Annotated in this window: 14 protein-coding genes and 1 riboswitch; of the genes, 3 read left to right on the plus strand and 11 right to left on the minus strand. The window is 65.7% G+C overall.

What is annotated here, in order from left to right:
• Positions 1-151 precede the first annotated feature (151 nt).
• The 7 genes from AC1C2M_RS09455 to AC1C2M_RS09485 form a co-directional block, all read right to left on the minus strand.
• Entirely contained in the window at positions 152-1,168 is a 1,017-nt protein-coding gene (locus tag AC1C2M_RS09455) for an alcohol dehydrogenase catalytic domain-containing protein (protein WP_495436114.1), read from the minus strand.
• Between the two features lie 93 nt (positions 1,169-1,261).
• A complete protein-coding gene (locus AC1C2M_RS09460) occupies positions 1,262-2,659 on the minus strand; it encodes an Nramp family divalent metal transporter (RefSeq protein WP_483405500.1) in 1,398 nt (465 codons plus the stop codon).
• 227 nt (positions 2,660-2,886) lie between these two features.
• The gene (ribH, locus tag AC1C2M_RS09465) at positions 2,887-3,357 is read right to left on the minus strand and encodes a 6,7-dimethyl-8-ribityllumazine synthase (protein WP_483405501.1); all 471 of its coding nucleotides are present in this window, start codon (positions 3,355-3,357) and stop codon (positions 2,887-2,889) included.
• Positions 3,354-4,634: a 3,4-dihydroxy-2-butanone-4-phosphate synthase gene (gene ribB, locus AC1C2M_RS09470; RefSeq protein ID WP_495436116.1), complete on the minus strand. Its 1,281-nt coding sequence runs from the start codon at positions 4,632-4,634 to the stop codon at positions 3,354-3,356. The genes ribH and ribB overlap by 4 nt, the downstream gene beginning before the upstream one ends.
• The gene (locus AC1C2M_RS09475) at positions 4,631-5,290 is read right to left on the minus strand and encodes a riboflavin synthase (protein WP_495436118.1); all 660 of its coding nucleotides are present in this window, start codon (positions 5,288-5,290) and stop codon (positions 4,631-4,633) included. Before AC1C2M_RS09475 ends, ribB begins: the two co-directional genes overlap by 4 nt.
• A 1-nt stretch (position 5,291) precedes the next feature.
• The gene (gene ribD / locus AC1C2M_RS09480; RefSeq protein WP_495436120.1) at positions 5,292-6,347 is read right to left on the minus strand and encodes a bifunctional diaminohydroxyphosphoribosylaminopyrimidine deaminase/5-amino-6-(5-phosphoribosylamino)uracil reductase RibD; all 1,056 of its coding nucleotides are present in this window, start codon (positions 6,345-6,347) and stop codon (positions 5,292-5,294) included.
• A 99-nt stretch (positions 6,348-6,446) separates the two neighbouring features.
• Positions 6,447-6,596: riboswitch (FMN riboswitch) on the minus strand.
• A 76-nt stretch (positions 6,597-6,672) separates the two neighbouring features.
• Positions 6,673-7,644 carry a sugar-binding transcriptional regulator gene (locus tag AC1C2M_RS09485; protein WP_483405505.1) on the minus strand — a complete coding sequence of 324 codons (972 nt, stop codon included), beginning with the start codon at positions 7,642-7,644 and terminating at the stop codon, positions 6,673-6,675.
• 192 nt (positions 7,645-7,836) lie between these two features.
• Between AC1C2M_RS09485 and AC1C2M_RS09490 the strand changes: the two genes are divergently transcribed.
• The 3 genes from AC1C2M_RS09490 to glpK all read left to right on the plus strand — a co-directional run bounded on the left by AC1C2M_RS09490 (position 7,837) and on the right by glpK (position 12,072).
• Entirely contained in the window at positions 7,837-9,564 is a 1,728-nt protein-coding gene (locus AC1C2M_RS09490; RefSeq protein ID WP_495436122.1) for a glycerol-3-phosphate dehydrogenase/oxidase, read from the plus strand.
• A 153-nt stretch (positions 9,565-9,717) separates the two neighbouring features.
• A complete protein-coding gene (locus AC1C2M_RS09495; RefSeq protein WP_495436498.1) occupies positions 9,718-10,470 on the plus strand; it encodes an MIP/aquaporin family protein in 753 nt (250 codons plus the stop codon).
• 87 nt (positions 10,471-10,557) lie between these two features.
• The gene (gene glpK, locus AC1C2M_RS09500) at positions 10,558-12,072 is read left to right on the plus strand and encodes a glycerol kinase GlpK (protein ID WP_495436123.1); all 1,515 of its coding nucleotides are present in this window, start codon (positions 10,558-10,560) and stop codon (positions 12,070-12,072) included.
• A 63-nt stretch (positions 12,073-12,135) separates the two neighbouring features.
• On the opposite strand, the gene AC1C2M_RS09505 is transcribed toward glpK, so the two are convergent.
• The 4 genes from AC1C2M_RS09505 to AC1C2M_RS09520 all read right to left on the minus strand — a co-directional run bounded on the left by AC1C2M_RS09505 (position 12,136) and on the right by AC1C2M_RS09520 (position 15,514).
• Positions 12,136-12,891 (minus strand): HAD family hydrolase, encoded by a 756-nt coding sequence (locus AC1C2M_RS09505; RefSeq protein WP_495436126.1) that lies wholly within the window; start codon positions 12,889-12,891, stop codon positions 12,136-12,138.
• Positions 12,888-13,484, minus strand: coding sequence for a GNAT family N-acetyltransferase (locus AC1C2M_RS09510; protein ID WP_495432812.1), 597 nt, complete (start codon positions 13,482-13,484; stop codon positions 12,888-12,890). The genes AC1C2M_RS09505 and AC1C2M_RS09510 overlap by 4 nt, the downstream gene beginning before the upstream one ends.
• 54 nt (positions 13,485-13,538) lie before the next feature.
• On the minus strand, positions 13,539-14,543 hold the full coding sequence (gene trpS / locus AC1C2M_RS09515) for a tryptophan--tRNA ligase (protein ID WP_495432813.1): 1,005 nt from the start codon (positions 14,541-14,543) through the stop codon (positions 13,539-13,541).
• A gap of 119 nt (positions 14,544-14,662) precedes the next feature.
• Positions 14,663-15,514: an exodeoxyribonuclease III gene (locus AC1C2M_RS09520; protein WP_495432814.1), complete on the minus strand. Its 852-nt coding sequence runs from the start codon at positions 15,512-15,514 to the stop codon at positions 14,663-14,665.
• Positions 15,515-15,674 lie beyond the last annotated feature (160 nt).

The following is a 15,674-nucleotide window of genomic DNA, read 5'->3' on the forward strand; positions in this document are numbered from 1 at the left end:
CGGTGAAGGAGCCATTGGAGGCGCGGGCCGGTCGCGTCTGCCAACCCCAATGGCGGAACATACAGTGGGTCGCGCTTGTGGCGCGGCTTTCACACCTTACGCCCAGTCTTCTCGAGGGCAAAAACCCCATAGCCGTGATCGGTGCAAATCATCAGGAGCCGTTAAATTCGATCAGTACCTTGCAACTCGCAGCGCCGTCGGCGGCGACCGCGAATGCTTCCCTGGCGCGCTCGAGTGGGAACGTGTGTGTGATCAGGTCGTCTGCCATCGGCGTATCTCGCAACACAGCAAGCGCGCGATCCATCTCATCGGTGAAACGGAAGGCCCCGCGAAGGTCGAGTTCATGGCTCACCAGGAGAGCGAGTGGCAGTGCAATCGGGTCGAGCGGAAGATTGCCTACCTGCACGATGGTCCCGCCGACGGCGACCGTCCGAAGCAGCTGTGCGAGAGAGGCTGGCGCCCCCGACGCTTCCAGCGCGACAGCGAATTCGTCTGACGCAGCCTGGCCAACGTCGAAGACCTGATCAGCGCCGACCCGGCGTGCCCGATCGCGCGCCGCATGGGCCAGGTCTGTCGCGAGGATTTTCCGCGCTCCCGCGGCTCGCAACGCGATGATCGACAGCGCACCCACCGGGCCGCACCCGCTCACCATCACGGTTTGTCCCTCGACATCACCCGCTCGGACCACCGCGTGCAGCGCCACGGAGAAGGGCTCCGCCAGCGCCGCCCTGCGCAGGCACAAGCCCTCGGGGACGAGTCGTACCTGATCGTGGTGAACGACAATTTCCTCGGCGAAAGCGCCGTCTCTGTGCGGGAACACCGCCGCAGAGCCGAGGTAGGTGAGATTCGGGTGCAGGTTCATTCGTCCGGTCAAGCGCGCCGGCAGAACTCCGCTCGTGGACGCTGGGTGAACGACTACCCGCGCTCCCTCGTCAATCGAGGTCACAGCCGCGCCAACAGCGGTCACTGTGCCCGACAGTTCGTGGCCAGGAACGAACGGATGCTCCTGCACAGCGCTTCCGGATCGGCCCGATTTCCAGTACGAGATGTCTGAACCGCAAATGCCTGCCCATGCCACTCGGATCAGAACCTGGTCTCGGCCGACAACCGGGGCGGGGCGGCTCGTCAGCCGCAGGTCGCCTGGTGCATGGAGTTCGAGGACGCGCATAGGACTTTCCCAACTGCGAGGCCGACACGGTGATCGGCGTGGACAGGAAACTACTCAGGAGATTGCCGGCGGTGAAACGGGTTGAGTCCGATGTCAGAACGCGTTGACCAGTCCGATCACGCCGACGGCGATGATGGATAGCGCCGAGATGAGCAGCATGACCGTTGTCGCCCGGCCGTCCTTAACCCGCTGGTCCGTTTGGGTGCGTGACAGGTAAACGGTCGCGATGGCAACGCCGATGAGGAAGACGGCGTTGAGTAATCCGGCGATAATCACGAGCGGCAGCGGCGATGAGACGATCGTTCCGAAGAGCCCCCAGATGATCGGCAACACGATCATGATCCAGCGCATCCAGCGGTCCCGCTGCTTCTGGTTGAACCAGTCGAACGCACCGAAGAGCGAGAGGGTGTTCCCGATTTGGCGGCCGAGGCTCGGAACGTTCGCGATGATGGTCTTGAACAGCGCTACCCCGGCGCCGAGCAGGAAGACCGTTGCGCCCCATGCCCCGACGCCGGCCTCGAAGGTTCCAGAGAGCGTCGTCATGACCTCTGTGCCCTCCGGCACAATGCCCTGCGGATGCAGGACGGCTGCCCCGAGCATGTAGAAGGCGGCGGTGCTGATGGTGTAAATCACCCAGGACACCCAGGCGTCAACTTTCATGACACCGATCCAGCCGCGGGCTCGACGCTCCCAGGCTTCGGACGCGTCCTTGGGGCCGGTCCACGCTGCGTAGCCTTTTTCGACACACCAGTAGGTGTATGCCGTCATCTCTCCGGCCCCGACCCCGGTGAGTCCGAACATCGACAGGGCAATGCCCATGGCGCCGACGGCGATCTGGAACTGGAATCCCTCACCGAGGTCGGCGCCGGTCCAGGCGAACTCGGTCCTCTGGATCAGGAACACCATCGCGACAGCGAAAGCCGTCACGATGAAGACGAGAACCGTCGACACCCGCTCGACGACTGTGTACTTGTTGGCGATATGGATGAGGATCGCGAGGACCGCGAGGATCGCGACCCACGATCCGATCGAGACCAGCGAATACGGATCGTCCCCGAAGGGAAACAGCGTGCTGAAGGCGAATGCTGCAGCGCTGATTACTCCGGCCTGGCTCGTGAGGAACTGGAGGAACATGAGCAGGACGAGCCAGGCCATCCACCCGCGCTTACCGAGGCGCGGTGGTACGTCGTCGTAACCGGCAACGGCGACGCGACCGGTCGATATCGTCCATCGCGCAAGCTCGATCTGCACCCAGACTTTGACGAACGTCGACACGAAGACCAGCCAGAACAGCGTGAAGCCGGCCTGAGCGCCGAGGGCGGTTGCCGTCAGCAGTTCTCCGGAGCCGACGACCGCGGCTGAGGTAATCATCCCTGGCCCAAGGAAACGGAACCGGCCGGCGAGCGTTGTCGGCGGCTCCTTGACCTGAGTCCCGTCGAGAATGTACGGATCTGAGCGGGTGATCGTGGTCGCGTCAGATGGCGTCGTCATGATGGCCTCCTTGCCAACTCGCGCCGGTGTCGGCCCGACACACCGGCCAAGTTAGCAGTTCACTCGACGGGAGGCCAGAGGGTGCACCTGAAGCGGAGGCGGGTGCACCCTGGGAGGAGAATCGTGGGGTCTGCGGCCGATAGCCGGTTAGCCCCCGCGATGTTCCTCCCGAACCGTCGGCGCCGGGGCGCATGGCGCAGGGTGCGGGGCGGGTGCGTCGCGGCGCGCTACCCCCGCAGCTGACGGAGCAGCACGGCGGTCGCGACGGCGGCCTCGGCGGCCTCACGGCCCTTGTCCTCCTTCGAGCCGGGCAGGCCGGCGCGGTCGAGCCCCTGCTGCTCGTCGTCGAGGGTGAGCACGCCGAATCCGACGGGCTTGCCCGTCTGCAGGGTGACGTGCGTGAGGCCGGAGGTTGCGGCATCCGACACGTACTCGAAGTGGGGAGTGCCGCCGCGGATGATCACGCCGAGCGCCACAACCGCGTCAGCTCCCGCCTCCAGGGCGACCTTCGCCGCGACGGGCAGCTCGAAGCTGCCGGGAACCCTGACCAGGGTGTAGCTCGCTCCGGATTCGTCGAGAGCCTTCGTCGCTCCCGCGATCAACCCGTCGGTGATCTCGGTGTGCCACTGGCCAGCCACGACGACGATGCTGAGGCCCTCGCCGTTCGCGGCGATAGCGGGGGATCCGTGTCCACTCATGAGCGGGTTCCTGCTTCCTGGCCCTCGGCCATGATCTGTGCTGGTGCGTATTCGTGACCCATGCGGTCGCGCTTGGTTTGGAGGTACGACTCGTTGAGTGCGCCGACGCCGACGACGAGCGGCACCCGTTCGGTAACGGTGATGCCGAACTCTTCGAGCTGACGGGCCTTCTCCGGGTTGTTGGTGAGCAGGCGGATCTCGGTCAGCCCGAGGTCCTGAAGGATGGCGGATGCCGCCTGGTAGCTGCGGGCGTCTCCCGGGAGCCCGAGCGCGAGGTTGGCGTCGAGGGTGTCGAGTCCCTCCTCCTGCAGCTGGTACGCACGCAGCTTGTTGATCAGGCCGATACCGCGTCCCTCGTGGCCGCGCAGATAGATGACGGCCCCGTCGTGTCTCCGGATCGTGTCGAGTGCAGCGTCGAGCTGTGGGCCGCACTCGCACTTGAGCGAACCGAAGGCTTCGCCGGTGAGGCATTCCGAGTGCACGCGCACAAGCGCGCCCGGTTTCGGATCCCCGGCGATGATGGCGACGTGATCGGCTCCCGTGTTCCTGTCCCGGTACGCCCGGATGCGGAATGTGCCGTGCGTCGTTGGAACGTTCGTCTCGACCTCGAAGAGGACGGGAGAAGACGGGGCAACGGGCGTCAGCTCTTCCGACGGTTCCGGGCCCGCCTCCTGCTCGGTGACGAAGTCGATGAGCGCCGCGATCGTGATCACAGGGAGGTCGTGCTCCAGTCCGAGCTCGATCAGCCCGGGCAGGCGCATCATGTCGCCGTTCTCGTCGATGACCTCACAGATAGCGCCGACGGGGCTGAGCCCGGCGAGTCGCATGAGTTCGACGGCGGCCTCGGTGTGACCGGCGCGTTCCCGCACTCCGCCATCGACCGCGCGGAGCGGCACGATGTGGCCCGGCCGGATGAGATCGGTCGCCAGGACGCCCGGGTTGCCGAGCACCCGAAGCGTTGTGGCACGGTCGGCCGCGCTGATGCCCGTCGTGACATGCTCAGCGGCGTCGACGGTGATCGTGTATGCCGTCCGGCGTACGTCCTGGCTCGCGGGAACCATGATCGGAAGCTCGAGCCGGTCGGCGAGTTCGTTCGACATCGGAGCGCAAATGTAGCCGCTGGAGTGCCGCACGGTCCAGGCGACCCAGTCCCTGGTTGCAAGCTCGGCAGAGAGAATGATGTCTCCCTCGTTCTCGCGTCCTTCATCGTCGGCCACGAGTACCGGTTTGCCCTCACGCAGCGCTCTCAGCGCCTGGGGGATTGTCGCGAGGCTCATGCGTCGCTCCTTTCACCGGCGAGTTGAACCGCCGGCATCCGTTCTGCAGTCGACCGCAGGGCGAGCATCCGCTCGACGTGCCGTGCGACGATGTCTGTTTCGATATTGACGGTGTCTCCGACGCCGCGGGCACCGAGGGTGGTCGCGGCGAGCGTCTCGGGAATGAGGGAGACCTCGAACCACTGGTCGCTCTCGGTGGGGGGCGACACGTCGCTCACGGTGAGCGAGATGCCGTCGACGGCAATCGAACCCTTGCGCGCGACGAGGGGCGCAAGCTCCGGGGCCAGACTGAACCGCACGACCCGCCACGCGCTGCCGTCGGTCACCTCGAGGATCGTTGCGGTCCCGTCGATGTGGCCCTGCACGATGTGGCCACCGAGCCGGCCGCCGACCTCCGCTGCCCGTTCGAGGTTGACCGCGCGGCCGGGCGCGACGTCGTCGAGTGTGGACATCCTGAGTGTCTCAGCCATCACGTCGACGGTGAAGGTCTCGTCGGTGCGGTCCACAACAGTCAGGCATACGCCCGACACGCTGATCGAGTCTCCGTGGCGCGCACCGGTCACGGCGACCGGCCCCCGCACGGTGATGCGAGCGGCATCCGTCGAGCGGTCGACCGCGGTGACCTCGCCGATCTCTTCAACTATTCCGGTGAACATGTCAGAGGTTTCCTTTCGGGAGTGCGACGATCAGCAGATCGTCGCCAAGCGTCTCGACCGACTCGATCTCCAGGCGGCGCATCTCGTCGATCGAGCCGACGCCGATGTCGCCGAGCGCCGTTCGAGGGCCGCCCAGGAGTGCCGGGGCGATATAGAGGAGATATTCGTCAACGAGGCCAGCGGCCGTCAGCGCGCTGATCAGCGTCGGGCCTCCTTCGACAAACAGTGAGCGGATGCCGCGCTGCGCCAGGCTCTCGAGGTCGGCGGCGAGGTCCCCGCCACTCAGCAGAACGGGGGAGTGCGGGTGGTCGAGGAGTCGGGCGTTGTCGGGAACCGCGCGCGTCCCGAAGATGACGGGGATGGGCTGGTCGGGGAGAAGTGCGCCGTCCTCGGTGCGGGCGGTGAGCGCCGGATCGTCGGCGAGGACGGTACCCGTCCCGACGCCGATCGCATCGGCGGCGCCACGTCGGCGGTGGACGTCCGCTCGGGCAACGGGGCCGGTGATCCACTGGCTCGAGCCATCGGCGGCGGCACCGCGACCGTCGAGCGACTGTGCCCACTTCGCGATGACGTACGGGCGGCCGAGGCGGGTGGCGCGCAGCCAGTCGGCGATCAGCGCTTCTCCTTCGGCCGTGAGCACGTTCGGGATTACGTCGACACCGGCAGCCCGGAGGCGGCCTGCGCCACCGCCGGAGTGGCGACCCGGGTCGGCCACCGAGTACGCAACGCGCGAGATTCCGCGGTCGATGAGCGCCTGGGTGCACGGGCCGGTTCGCCCGGTGTGATTGCACGGTTCGAGGGTGACCACCGCCGTTGCACCGGCAGGAACTGGCCCGTCGAGGTGCGAGAGCGCATCGACTTCCGCGTGGGCAGTGCCGGCGCCGCGGTGCCAGCCTTCGGCGATGACGGCACCGCTCGCGTCGGTGATGACGCAGCCCACCTGCGGGTTCACCCCGCGTTGCGGCCCACGCCGGGCGAGGTCGAAGGCCCGGCGCATGGCTCTGTCGAGGACAGCGTCGCCCGAAGCGGTTACGGCTTCGGCTGTGTCGCTCACCATTCGGATCTTCTCTCGTCTCGCAAGAGCTCCGGGGGTTGCCGCGACCGGCGCGTGGCGCCGTTCGAGCCGCGCCACCCGGCAGATGGCTGCCCAGTGTCGCGCGTGCTGCCTCCCATCCGGACTGAGCGTTGCTTTCGCAACCCATTACCGTCGGTGCTGGAGTTTCACCAGCTCAACCAGTCGCATTGCTGCGACCGGCTCGCGGACTGTCACCGCCGGTTCGGACTTTCACCGACCCCGGAGCACGTTTCTGATGTCCATCGTAGGTCAACAGTGGCGAGCCTGGTCTATTCCCATCGGTTTCCGTCACGCACCGCGGATGGCGTCAGCCGCTGACGAGCATTCTGGCCGTGCCCGAGTCGACGATGAGGTCTGTGACGAGGCCGGCAGCGAGAGCGCCCCTGAGGCTCTGCAGTTTGGTCTGGCCGGCGACGACGCACACACGCCTCGCGGTGGCGGCGAGCACGTCGATGCTTGGACCGCTCGAGCGGTCATTGAGCGGGATGCCGTCGGTCGAGCCGTCTTCGCGGTAGAACACTGTGGCGACATCGCCAACGACACCGGCCGCGCGGAGCTGGGCGAAGTCGTCGTCGTCGAGGTAGCCGCCGATGTAGACGTGGCTTGGAACGCCCGAGAACGGCGAGCCCAAGCCGAAAACGACGACGTCGAGGCTGTTCTGCAGCTCGACGACGCGGCTGATACTCCGCTCCCGCCAGAGTGCTGCCTTCGTCGCAGGGTCGTCGAAGACTGCCGGGACCGGGAACTGCTGCACTGTTGCGCCGTACGCGGCACCGAACCGCTGAAGGATCTCGCTCGCGTAGAGAAGACCCGTTGTGCGCGGGTTCGCGGCGCCATTGAGCTGGACGATCGACGTGTTGTGCGTCGGCTTGGCGAGCAGGTGCCTGGACAGGGCACTCATGGTCGATCCCCAGGCCACTCCCATCGACATGTTCGAGTCGAAGAACCCGCCGAGAATCCGTGCAGCGGAGATCGCCACCCGCTCGAGGCGGTCAACGTCGCTCGTCTGGTCGGGGACAGGGACGACGTGTGCAACGACACCGAACGCCGCCTGGATATCGCCCTCGAGTTGACGGGGCATGTCGAGGGGGGACTTCACCTGGATCTCCACGAGGCCGGTTTCGCGGGCGTGCCCGAGGAGCCGCGATACCGACGAGCGGGAGGTATGCAGTTCGTGAGCGATGGCCTCCATCGTCAGGTCCTGCAGGTAATACAGCTGGGCGGCCGTCAGAGCGTCCCTGGTCTTGGGGGACAGTGAAACGGCAGGTGACTGATTCATGAACTCTCCTTGCACATCTGTGCACTGAGTTTGCACAGAAGTGAATATAGCCGAAGAATCTGATGGGACCACGAGAGCGCGACGTTCTCGACGCCAATACGTTCCCCACGCCGGCAGCAGCGCGCCGACCAACACCCCAACGAGCTTCCCGGCAGCAGTGTGCCGACCCGCACCACAAGAAGGAGTCACACGATGAACGACCACGACGCCCGCCGGCCGGAGCGCAGGAAAGCCGTGGAAGCGCTTCGCGCCCACCCCAACTCGAAGGTGCTCATCATCGGCGGCGGGATCAACGGTCTGGCGACCTTCCGCGACCTCGCTCTGCAGGGTATCGACGTCACGCTCGTCGAGCGCAACGACTACTGCTCCGGAGCATCCGCAGCGTCAAGCCACATGATCCACGGCGGCATCCGCTACCTGGAGAACGGCGAGTTCCGCCTGGTCAAGGAATCGGTCACCGAACGCAACGGGCTCATCAAGATTGCGCCGCACTACGTCAAGCCGCTCGAGACCACGGTGCCGATCTTCTCGACCTTCTCGGGGATCATCAGCGCCCCCATGCGCTTCCTCACCCACAAGCAGGGCAAGCCGCAGGAACGCGGTGCGCTCCTGATCAAGGTCGGCCTCACTCTCTACGACGCATTCTCCCGCGACGGCGGTAGCGTGCCGCGCCACCGCTTCGTCGGTAAGAAGAAGGCGCTCAAGGCGTTGCCGCAGCTCAACGATGGCATCAAGTACACGGCGACTTACTTCGACGCATCGGTCCACGACCCTGAGCGCCTCGCACTCGACGTGCTGCACGACGGACTCGCCGCAGGCCCCCACGCGCGGGCAGCGAACTACGTCGAGGCAGTGGGACTGGACGGCGGCTCGGTTCGCCTCCGCGACACGGTCTCCGGCGAAGAGTTCGTCATGGCGGCCGACGTCGTGATCAACGCGTCTGGTCCGTGGACCGACCTCACCAACGCCGCTCTCGGTCAGGAGACCGCGCTCATGGGCGGAACCAAGGGCTCGCACATCGTCCTCGACAACCCGGAACTCCTCGCGGCCACCGGCGGTCGCGAGATCTTCTTCGAGCACAAGGATGGCCGCATCGTCCTCATCTACCCGCTCAAGGGCAAGGTCATGGTCGGAACGACCGATCTCGAGGCCGACCCGCGCGAGAAGGCCGTGTGCACCGAAGAAGAGGTCGACTACTTCTTCGAACTCATCGAGCACGTCTTCCCGAATGTTCCCGTGAATCGCAGCGAGATCGTGTACCGGTTCTCCGGCATCCGACCGCTCCCGGGTCACGGCGACCTCGCTCCCGGCTTCGTCTCCCGTGACTACCGGATTGTGTCGTCTCAGCTCGGCACATCGACGATGCTCAGCCTGGTCGGCGGCAAGTGGACGACGTTCCGCGCACTCGCGGAGCACCTGGCGAACGATGCGCTCGCGTTGCTCGGGGCCAGCCGCTCCGTGTCCACGCTCGGTACCGCGATCGGTGGCGGAGTCGGATTCCCCAGGACGGATGCCGCGATGCGCGTCTGGATCGCCGACAACTCGCGCGAGGTCGGCAGGGTGCGCGCGACGCAGCTGCTCGAGCGCTACGGAATGCACGCGAGTGCGATTATCGAAGAGTTCGCCGAGTCGGGAGACACCCCTCTCCGGTTCGCTCCCGACTACAGCGTCCAGGAGATCCAGCGGATCGCGCGCACCGAGTCGGTGGTTCACCTGACCGACGTTGTCCAGCGCCGGACGAGCATCGCCTTCACCGGGGGTGCGTCGATGGGCCTCCTGACGGAACTGGCCGGCATCCTTGCTCCCGTGCTGTCCTGGACCGAAGAGGAGACGCTGCGGCAGATCACGACCGCGGCCAGTGTTCTCCGCACGGAGCACGGCGTCGCCCTCGCGACCGACGAGTCGATTTCGAGCCGGTAACAGCGACGGCGGAACCCGTGGAATAACCGTCCGTATTCTCACCTCGTGCCCTTGTCTCGCCCCGTACTTCGTCTGTACGTTTCACTGTGAATCGAAAAACACCCCTATCCGGGGGCATTCGGCTCGGAGCTAAACAAGGAGGTCAACGTGGACATCACATTAGGACAGGTCTTTCTCTCGGAGGTCGTCGGAACGGCGCTCCTCATCCTTCTCGGTGGCGGAGTCGTCGCCAACGTTGTGCTGTCGAAGACGAAGGGGTTCAACGGCGGCTGGCTGCTGATCAACTTCGGTTGGGGCTTCGCCGTCTTCATCGGTGTGCTCGCCGCTTACCTCTCGGGTGCCCACCTGAATCCGGCAGTCACTGTCGGTCTGGCTGCCGCGGGGACCGAGGAATTCGTGCCGGGGATTCCTGTCGATTTCTTGTCGGTTCTGACCTACTTCGGTGGGCAGATGCTCGGTGCCTTCCTCGGAGCGGTTCTCGTGTTTCTCACCTACAAGCAGCACTTCGACGAGTCGGATGACCCGGCTGCAAAGCTCGCTGTTTTCTCGACAGGCCCCGCCATCCGCGGCTACGTGTGGAACACCATCACCGAGGTCGTCGGCACGTTTGTGCTCGTGTTCGCCGTGATCTCGTTCAGTCGACAGGGTGAGACGCCGGGGCTCGCTGCTCTCGGCGCGCTGCCCGTTGCTATCGTGGTTGTTGCCATCGGTATTTCGCTCGGTGGACCAACCGGATACGCCATCAACCCAGCCCGTGACCTCGCCCCCCGGATTGCACACGCCGTCCTGCCGATCAAGGGCAAGGGCACAAGCGACTGGAGCTACGCCTGGGTGCCGGTCGTCGGTCCGCTTCTCGGTGGGGCGATCGCCGGCTGGTCATCGCTCGTTCTGCTTCCGGTGATCTAGCCGGGCCCCCAGCACGGCGGAGCTCGCACCGCCGTGCTGCACACATCTGTTCACTACGAAGACACGACACATACAAGGGAGTACGACATGGCGGATTACATCATCGCAATCGACCAGGGAACCACGAGCACCAGGGCGATCATCTTCGACAAGTCAGGATCGATCATCTCGACGGGTCAGCTCGAGCACGAGCAGATCTTCCCGAAGGCCGGTTGGGTGGAGCACGACCCCACAGAAATCTGGAACAACACGCGTGAGGTGATCGGTCAGGCGCTCTCGAAGGCCAACCTCACCAGGCACGACATCGCATCCGTCGGCATCACCAACCAGCGTGAGACCGCCGTCGTCTGGGACAAGACCACGGGAAAGCCTGTTTACAACGCGATTGTCTGGCAGGACACGCGCACCCAGCCGATCGTCGACCGGCTCGCGGCTGACGGGGGAGTCGAGCGGTTCAAGCCGACCGTTGGCCTCCCGCTCGCCACCTACTTCTCGGGAACGAAGATCGTCTGGATCCTCGAGAACGTTGAGGGTGCGCGTGAGAAGGCGGATGCCGGCGACCTGCTGTTCGGGACGACCGACAGCTGGGTGCTCTGGAACCTGACCGGCGGAACCGATGGCGGCGTTCACGTCACCGACGTGACCAACGCGTCGAGGACCCTGTTCATGGACCTCGAGACGCTGCAGTGGGACGACGAGATCCTCGCGGCGTTCGACGTGCCGCGGTCGATGCTCCCCGAGATCAAGTCCTCGAGCGAGATCTACGGGCACGCCCACAGCCACAGCCTCCTCCGCGAGACGCCGATCTCCGGCATCCTGGGCGACCAGCAGGCAGCGACGTTCGGCCAGGCCGCGTTCGACACTGGCGAGTCCAAGAACACCTATGGCACCGGTAACTTCCTCATCTTCAACACCGGCGAGGAAATCGTGCACTCGAAGAACGGGCTGCTCACGACGCTGGGCTACAAGCTCGGGGACGCGAAACCGCACTACGCGCTCGAGGGATCGATCGCCGTGACCGGGTCACTCATCCAGTGGCTGCGCGACAACCTGGGTCTCATCAACTCGGCGCCCGAGGTCGAAACGCTCGCGAGGACGGTCGACGACAACGGTGGCGTATACATCGTGCCCGCGTTCTCCGGACTGTTCGCGCCGTACTGGCGCCCCGAGGCGCGCGGCGTGATCGTTGGCCTCACCCGGTTCGTCAACAAGGGTCACATCGCTCGGGCAGCGCTCGAAGCAACGGCTTTCCAGACCCGTGAGGTCCTCGACGCGGTCAACGCTGACTCCGGTGTGGACCTGAGCGAGCTCAAGGTCGACGGTGGCATGGTCCAGAACGACGCACTGATGCAGTTCCAGGCCGACATCCTTAACGTTCCCGTCGTCCGACCGGTGGTCGCTGAGACCACCGCGCTCGGTGCGGCATACGCCGCCGGCCTCGCCGTCGGCTTCTGGGACAGCCTCGACGACCTGCGCGGAAACTGGCAGGAAGACAAGCGCTGGGAGCCGAAGATGGACGCCGAGGAGCGCGACCGGACGCTCCGTCTGTGGAAGAAGGCAGTGACGAAGTCATTCGACTGGGTGGACGAAGACGTCCAGTAGTTCACGGTCGAACGGGCCCGTCCTCTCCGGAGGGCGGGCCCGTTCGCGTTTGCCGCGGCGCGGCTACAGCTCGTCGAGTGACCCGATGATGCGCACACCGGCGGCAGCTGCCGCTTCCCGGGCCGCAGCGATCGCACTGGTTCCCACCGGCGTCCCGTGCCCGAGTGCCCCGGCGACGACGTTCTCGCCGAACCGGTTGAGCCACACGCCGGTGAGTCCGGCATGAGCGGCGCCGATGGCATCCGTTTCCAGGCGGTCGCCAACGTAGGCGGCGTCCGATGGCGCGACACCGAACAGGCGGCATGCCTCGTGGAAGATCCGCGGGTCAGGTTTCGCGAATCCCACAGCGCCCGACGCGATGACGTGTTCGAACCGGTCGGCGAGGCCGGTGCGGTCGAGCTTGACCTGCTGGTAGTCCGGTTCACCATTGGTGATGACGCCGACGCGGGTTCCGGCATCCGCCAACCGATCCAGGCAGGGGAGCGCGTCGTCGAACAGTCGCCAGCTCATCCGGTAGCTGTCGAAGTAGGTGTCGAACCAGGTATCGGCCTCGGCGTCGCCGAGTGAGACGCCGTGCGCGGCTGCAAAGTCCCGGGCACGCGCGCGGCGCTGGCCGGCGAAGGTCAGCTCCCCGGAGAGGTAGCGGTGATAGTGCTGCTCCTCGAGCGAGTGCCAGAGAGTCACGGCGGCGTCGCGGTCGTTGACCTCGAGATGCCCGGGAACGAGATCGACGTGGCGCAGGATGCCACGGGAGACAGCACCGCGATGGTCGAGCAACGTGTCATCGAGGTCGAACAGAACGACGGAAGGAGCGCTCACCGTGAGAGGACCTCTGCTGGCCAGCCCGCCGCGGGGCCCGGCCTGTCGGAGACGGTGAGCTCAGCGCGGTGGCTCGGCGCAAACTCACCGAACCGGGCGACCTCGGCACGACTGACGCCGGTGTACCGGAACCCGACCTTGCGGGCGACGAGCGCCGACGCAGGGTTGCCGATGAGCGCTTCCCAGACGATGGTGGTCTTCGGCCGGGCGCTGTCAGCGAACCACTCACTCTCGAACGCCCAGTCGCAGACCGCGGCGACGGCCTCGGGCATGTAGCCCTGGCCGCGCCACGGCGCGCCGAGCCAGAACCCGATCATGGCCTGGGAGTCGTTCCAGTCGCGCAGGGACACCACGCCAAGGATCGTCGGCTCGTTCCGGCGGCGGAGGGCCCAGGTCAGCTCCTTGCCGCTCGTCCAGCCCGGCTGGACCACCCTGGTCAGGAAGTTCTCCGCGTCGCGCAACCGGTACGGCTGCGGCACCGTCGTGAAGTCCTGGATGAGATCATCCTGACAGTACGCAAAGATGAACGGGACGTCTGCCTTCGCCGGCTCGTCGAGGATCAGCCGGTCGGTTTCGATGCGCACAACGTCCATGGAGTCAGCCTACCGGCGAGCTTTGTGTCGACGACGGCCTGCGTTGATCGGAGGCTACGAGCGCGGCAGCAACCCGACGCGCTCGTATGCGGCCGCGAGTGTCTTCTCGGCGACCTCGTTGGCCTTCGCGGCGTTCTGGGCGAGTAGCCGGTCGAGCTCGGCCGGGTCGTCGAGCAGTTCCAGTGTGCGGGTGCGCACCGGCTCGAAGACGGCGTTCACGGCGTCGACGACGCCCTTCTTGAGGTCGCCGTACCCCCGTCCGGCGTACTCGTCCACTATCGCGTCGATGGTCCAGCCCGACATCGCCGCGAAGATTGTGAGCAGGTTGGACACACCAGGCTTGGCCTCGCGGTCGAACCGGATCGACGCTTCGTCGTCGGTTACCGCGCGCATGATCTTCTTCTGGTTCACCTTGGGGTCGTCGAGAAGCTTGATCAATCCAGCCTCGCTCTCGGCCGACTTCGACATCTTCGACTCCGGGTGCTGCAGGTCGTAGATCTTCGCCGTTTCCTTGAGGATGATCGGCTCAGGCATCGTGAAGGTATCGCCAAACCGGCTGTTGAATCGCCCGGCCAGGTCGCGGGTCAGCTCGAGGTGCTGCCGCTGGTCTTCTCCGACGGGCACCACGTTGGTCTGGTACAGCAGGATGTCGGCCGCCATGAGCACCGGGTAGGTGAACAGGCCCACCGTGGTCGAGTCGGCACCGAAGCGCGCCGACTTGTCCTTGAACTGCGTCATCCGCCCGGCCTCGCCGAAGCCGGTGATGTTGTTGAGCACCCACGACAGCTGCGCGTGCGCCGGCACGTGCGACTGCACATACAGCGTGCTCTTCGACGGGTCGATTCCCGCCGCGATGTACTGCGCGGCCGTCGACCTGGTGCGGGCCCGCAGCTCGTCGGGGTTCGGCGAGCTGGTCAGCGCGTGCAGGTCGACGACGCAGTAGTAGGCGTCATACTCGGCTTGCAGCGCAACCCACTGCTGCAGCGCCCCCACGAAATTGCCGAGGTGAAGTGAGTCGTTCGACGGCTGCATTCCGGAGAACAGTACGGGCTTGGTCATGAGGGTCCTTTGGTAGCTGTGCCCGGTGTGGGCGAAAGTTTTCTTCGGTAGAACGGATGCCGCTGGGCGCTCGAATCGATCGGCTCACGATATCGCGCCGCCTGCGCTGCGAGAGGCTGTCAGATCGCGTAGTCAACAACGACGGGGGCGTGATCGCTCCATCGCTCGGCGTGGCTGGCCGCCCGGTCGACCCGGTAGTCCTTCACCGTTGCGGCGAGCTCGGGAGTGGCGACGTGGTAGTCGAGTCGCCAACCGGTGTCGGTGTCGAACGCGCGCCCGCGCTGCGACCACCAGGTGTATGGTCCTTCCACCTCACCGGCCCAGGTGCGGCCGACGTCGACCCAGCCGAGTCCCGGACCGGTTGTTCCGTCGACGCACTCGACCTCTTCGCCGCGCTGGCCGAAGAACCTGTCGAAGTACGCACGCTCCTTCGGGAGGAAACCGGCGTTCTTCCGGTTGCCCTTCCAGTTCTTGATGTCGAGTTCACGGTGCCCGACGTTAAGGTCGCCGAGCACGACCGCATATTTCGAGTGTGCAGCAATCTCGGGAAGGCGCGCGGTCATGGCATCCAGGAACTTGTACTTCTCCACCTGCTTCGGTGTGTTGTCCTCGCCGGAGTGAACGTAGGTGGACACCACTGTGATGATCTGGTCGCCGACCTCGTAGTCGGCTTCGAGCCAGCGGCCCGCGCTGTCGAAGTCTTCGGCACCGAACTCGACCCGGTGAATGTGTGCCTTGGCGCGGCTCACAATGGCGACACCGGCACGTCCTTTGGCCGTCGCCGGGTCGTGCAGGATGTCCCACTCCGAGCCGAGCAGGTTTTCGAGGTCACTCGTCGCTGCCCGGACCTCCTGAAGAGCGAGGATGTCGATGTTCGAGGCGTCGAGCCAGTCGCCCATTCCCTTGCGGAACGCCGCTCGTACTCCGTTTGTGTTGACCGAGGCAATGCGAAGCGGGGAGGAAGTTGACATTCCTCCAGTTTAGATCAGGGCGGTGGCACGCCCCTGAGCGGCCGCGGAGACTTGCAGAGGTGGGCGCCCCGCGTCAAGGGAATACCATATTGGGCGGGTGAAGGGGCAGAATGGTGCGACAGGCGCGCTCCGAGGGCTGAGGGGTACCCGGCCTGTACTG

The sequence above is a fragment of the Mycetocola sp. Y444 genome (genome assembly GCF_059445295.1).

What these genes read in the sequence shown, in the direction of transcription:
- AC1C2M_RS09455 (WP_495436114.1), bottom strand. Translation starts at nt 1,168, where the DNA reads ATGCGCGTCCTCGAACTCCATGCACCAGGCGACCTGCGGCTGACGAGC.
- AC1C2M_RS09460 (WP_483405500.1), bottom strand. Translation starts at nt 2,659, where the DNA reads ATGACGACGCCATCTGACGCGACCACGATCACCCGCTCAGATCCGTAC.
- ribH (WP_483405501.1), bottom strand. Translation starts at nt 3,357, where the DNA reads ATGAGTGGACACGGATCCCCCGCTATCGCCGCGAACGGCGAGGGCCTC.
- ribB (WP_495436116.1), bottom strand. Translation starts at nt 4,634, where the DNA reads ATGAGCCTCGCGACAATCCCCCAGGCGCTGAGAGCGCTGCGTGAGGGC.
- AC1C2M_RS09475 (WP_495436118.1), bottom strand. Translation starts at nt 5,290, where the DNA reads ATGTTCACCGGAATAGTTGAAGAGATCGGCGAGGTCACCGCGGTCGAC.
- ribD (WP_495436120.1), bottom strand. Translation starts at nt 6,347, where the DNA reads ATGGTGAGCGACACAGCCGAAGCCGTAACCGCTTCGGGCGACGCTGTC.
- AC1C2M_RS09485 (WP_483405505.1), bottom strand. Translation starts at nt 7,644, where the DNA reads ATGAATCAGTCACCTGCCGTTTCACTGTCCCCCAAGACCAGGGACGCT.
- AC1C2M_RS09490 (WP_495436122.1), top strand. Translation starts at nt 7,837, where the DNA reads ATGAACGACCACGACGCCCGCCGGCCGGAGCGCAGGAAAGCCGTGGAA.
- glpK (WP_495436123.1), top strand. Translation starts at nt 10,558, where the DNA reads ATGGCGGATTACATCATCGCAATCGACCAGGGAACCACGAGCACCAGG.
- AC1C2M_RS09510 (WP_495432812.1), bottom strand. Translation starts at nt 13,484, where the DNA reads ATGGACGTTGTGCGCATCGAAACCGACCGGCTGATCCTCGACGAGCCG.
- trpS (WP_495432813.1), bottom strand. Translation starts at nt 14,543, where the DNA reads ATGACCAAGCCCGTACTGTTCTCCGGAATGCAGCCGTCGAACGACTCA.
- AC1C2M_RS09520 (WP_495432814.1), bottom strand. Translation starts at nt 15,514, where the DNA reads ATGTCAACTTCCTCCCCGCTTCGCATTGCCTCGGTCAACACAAACGGA.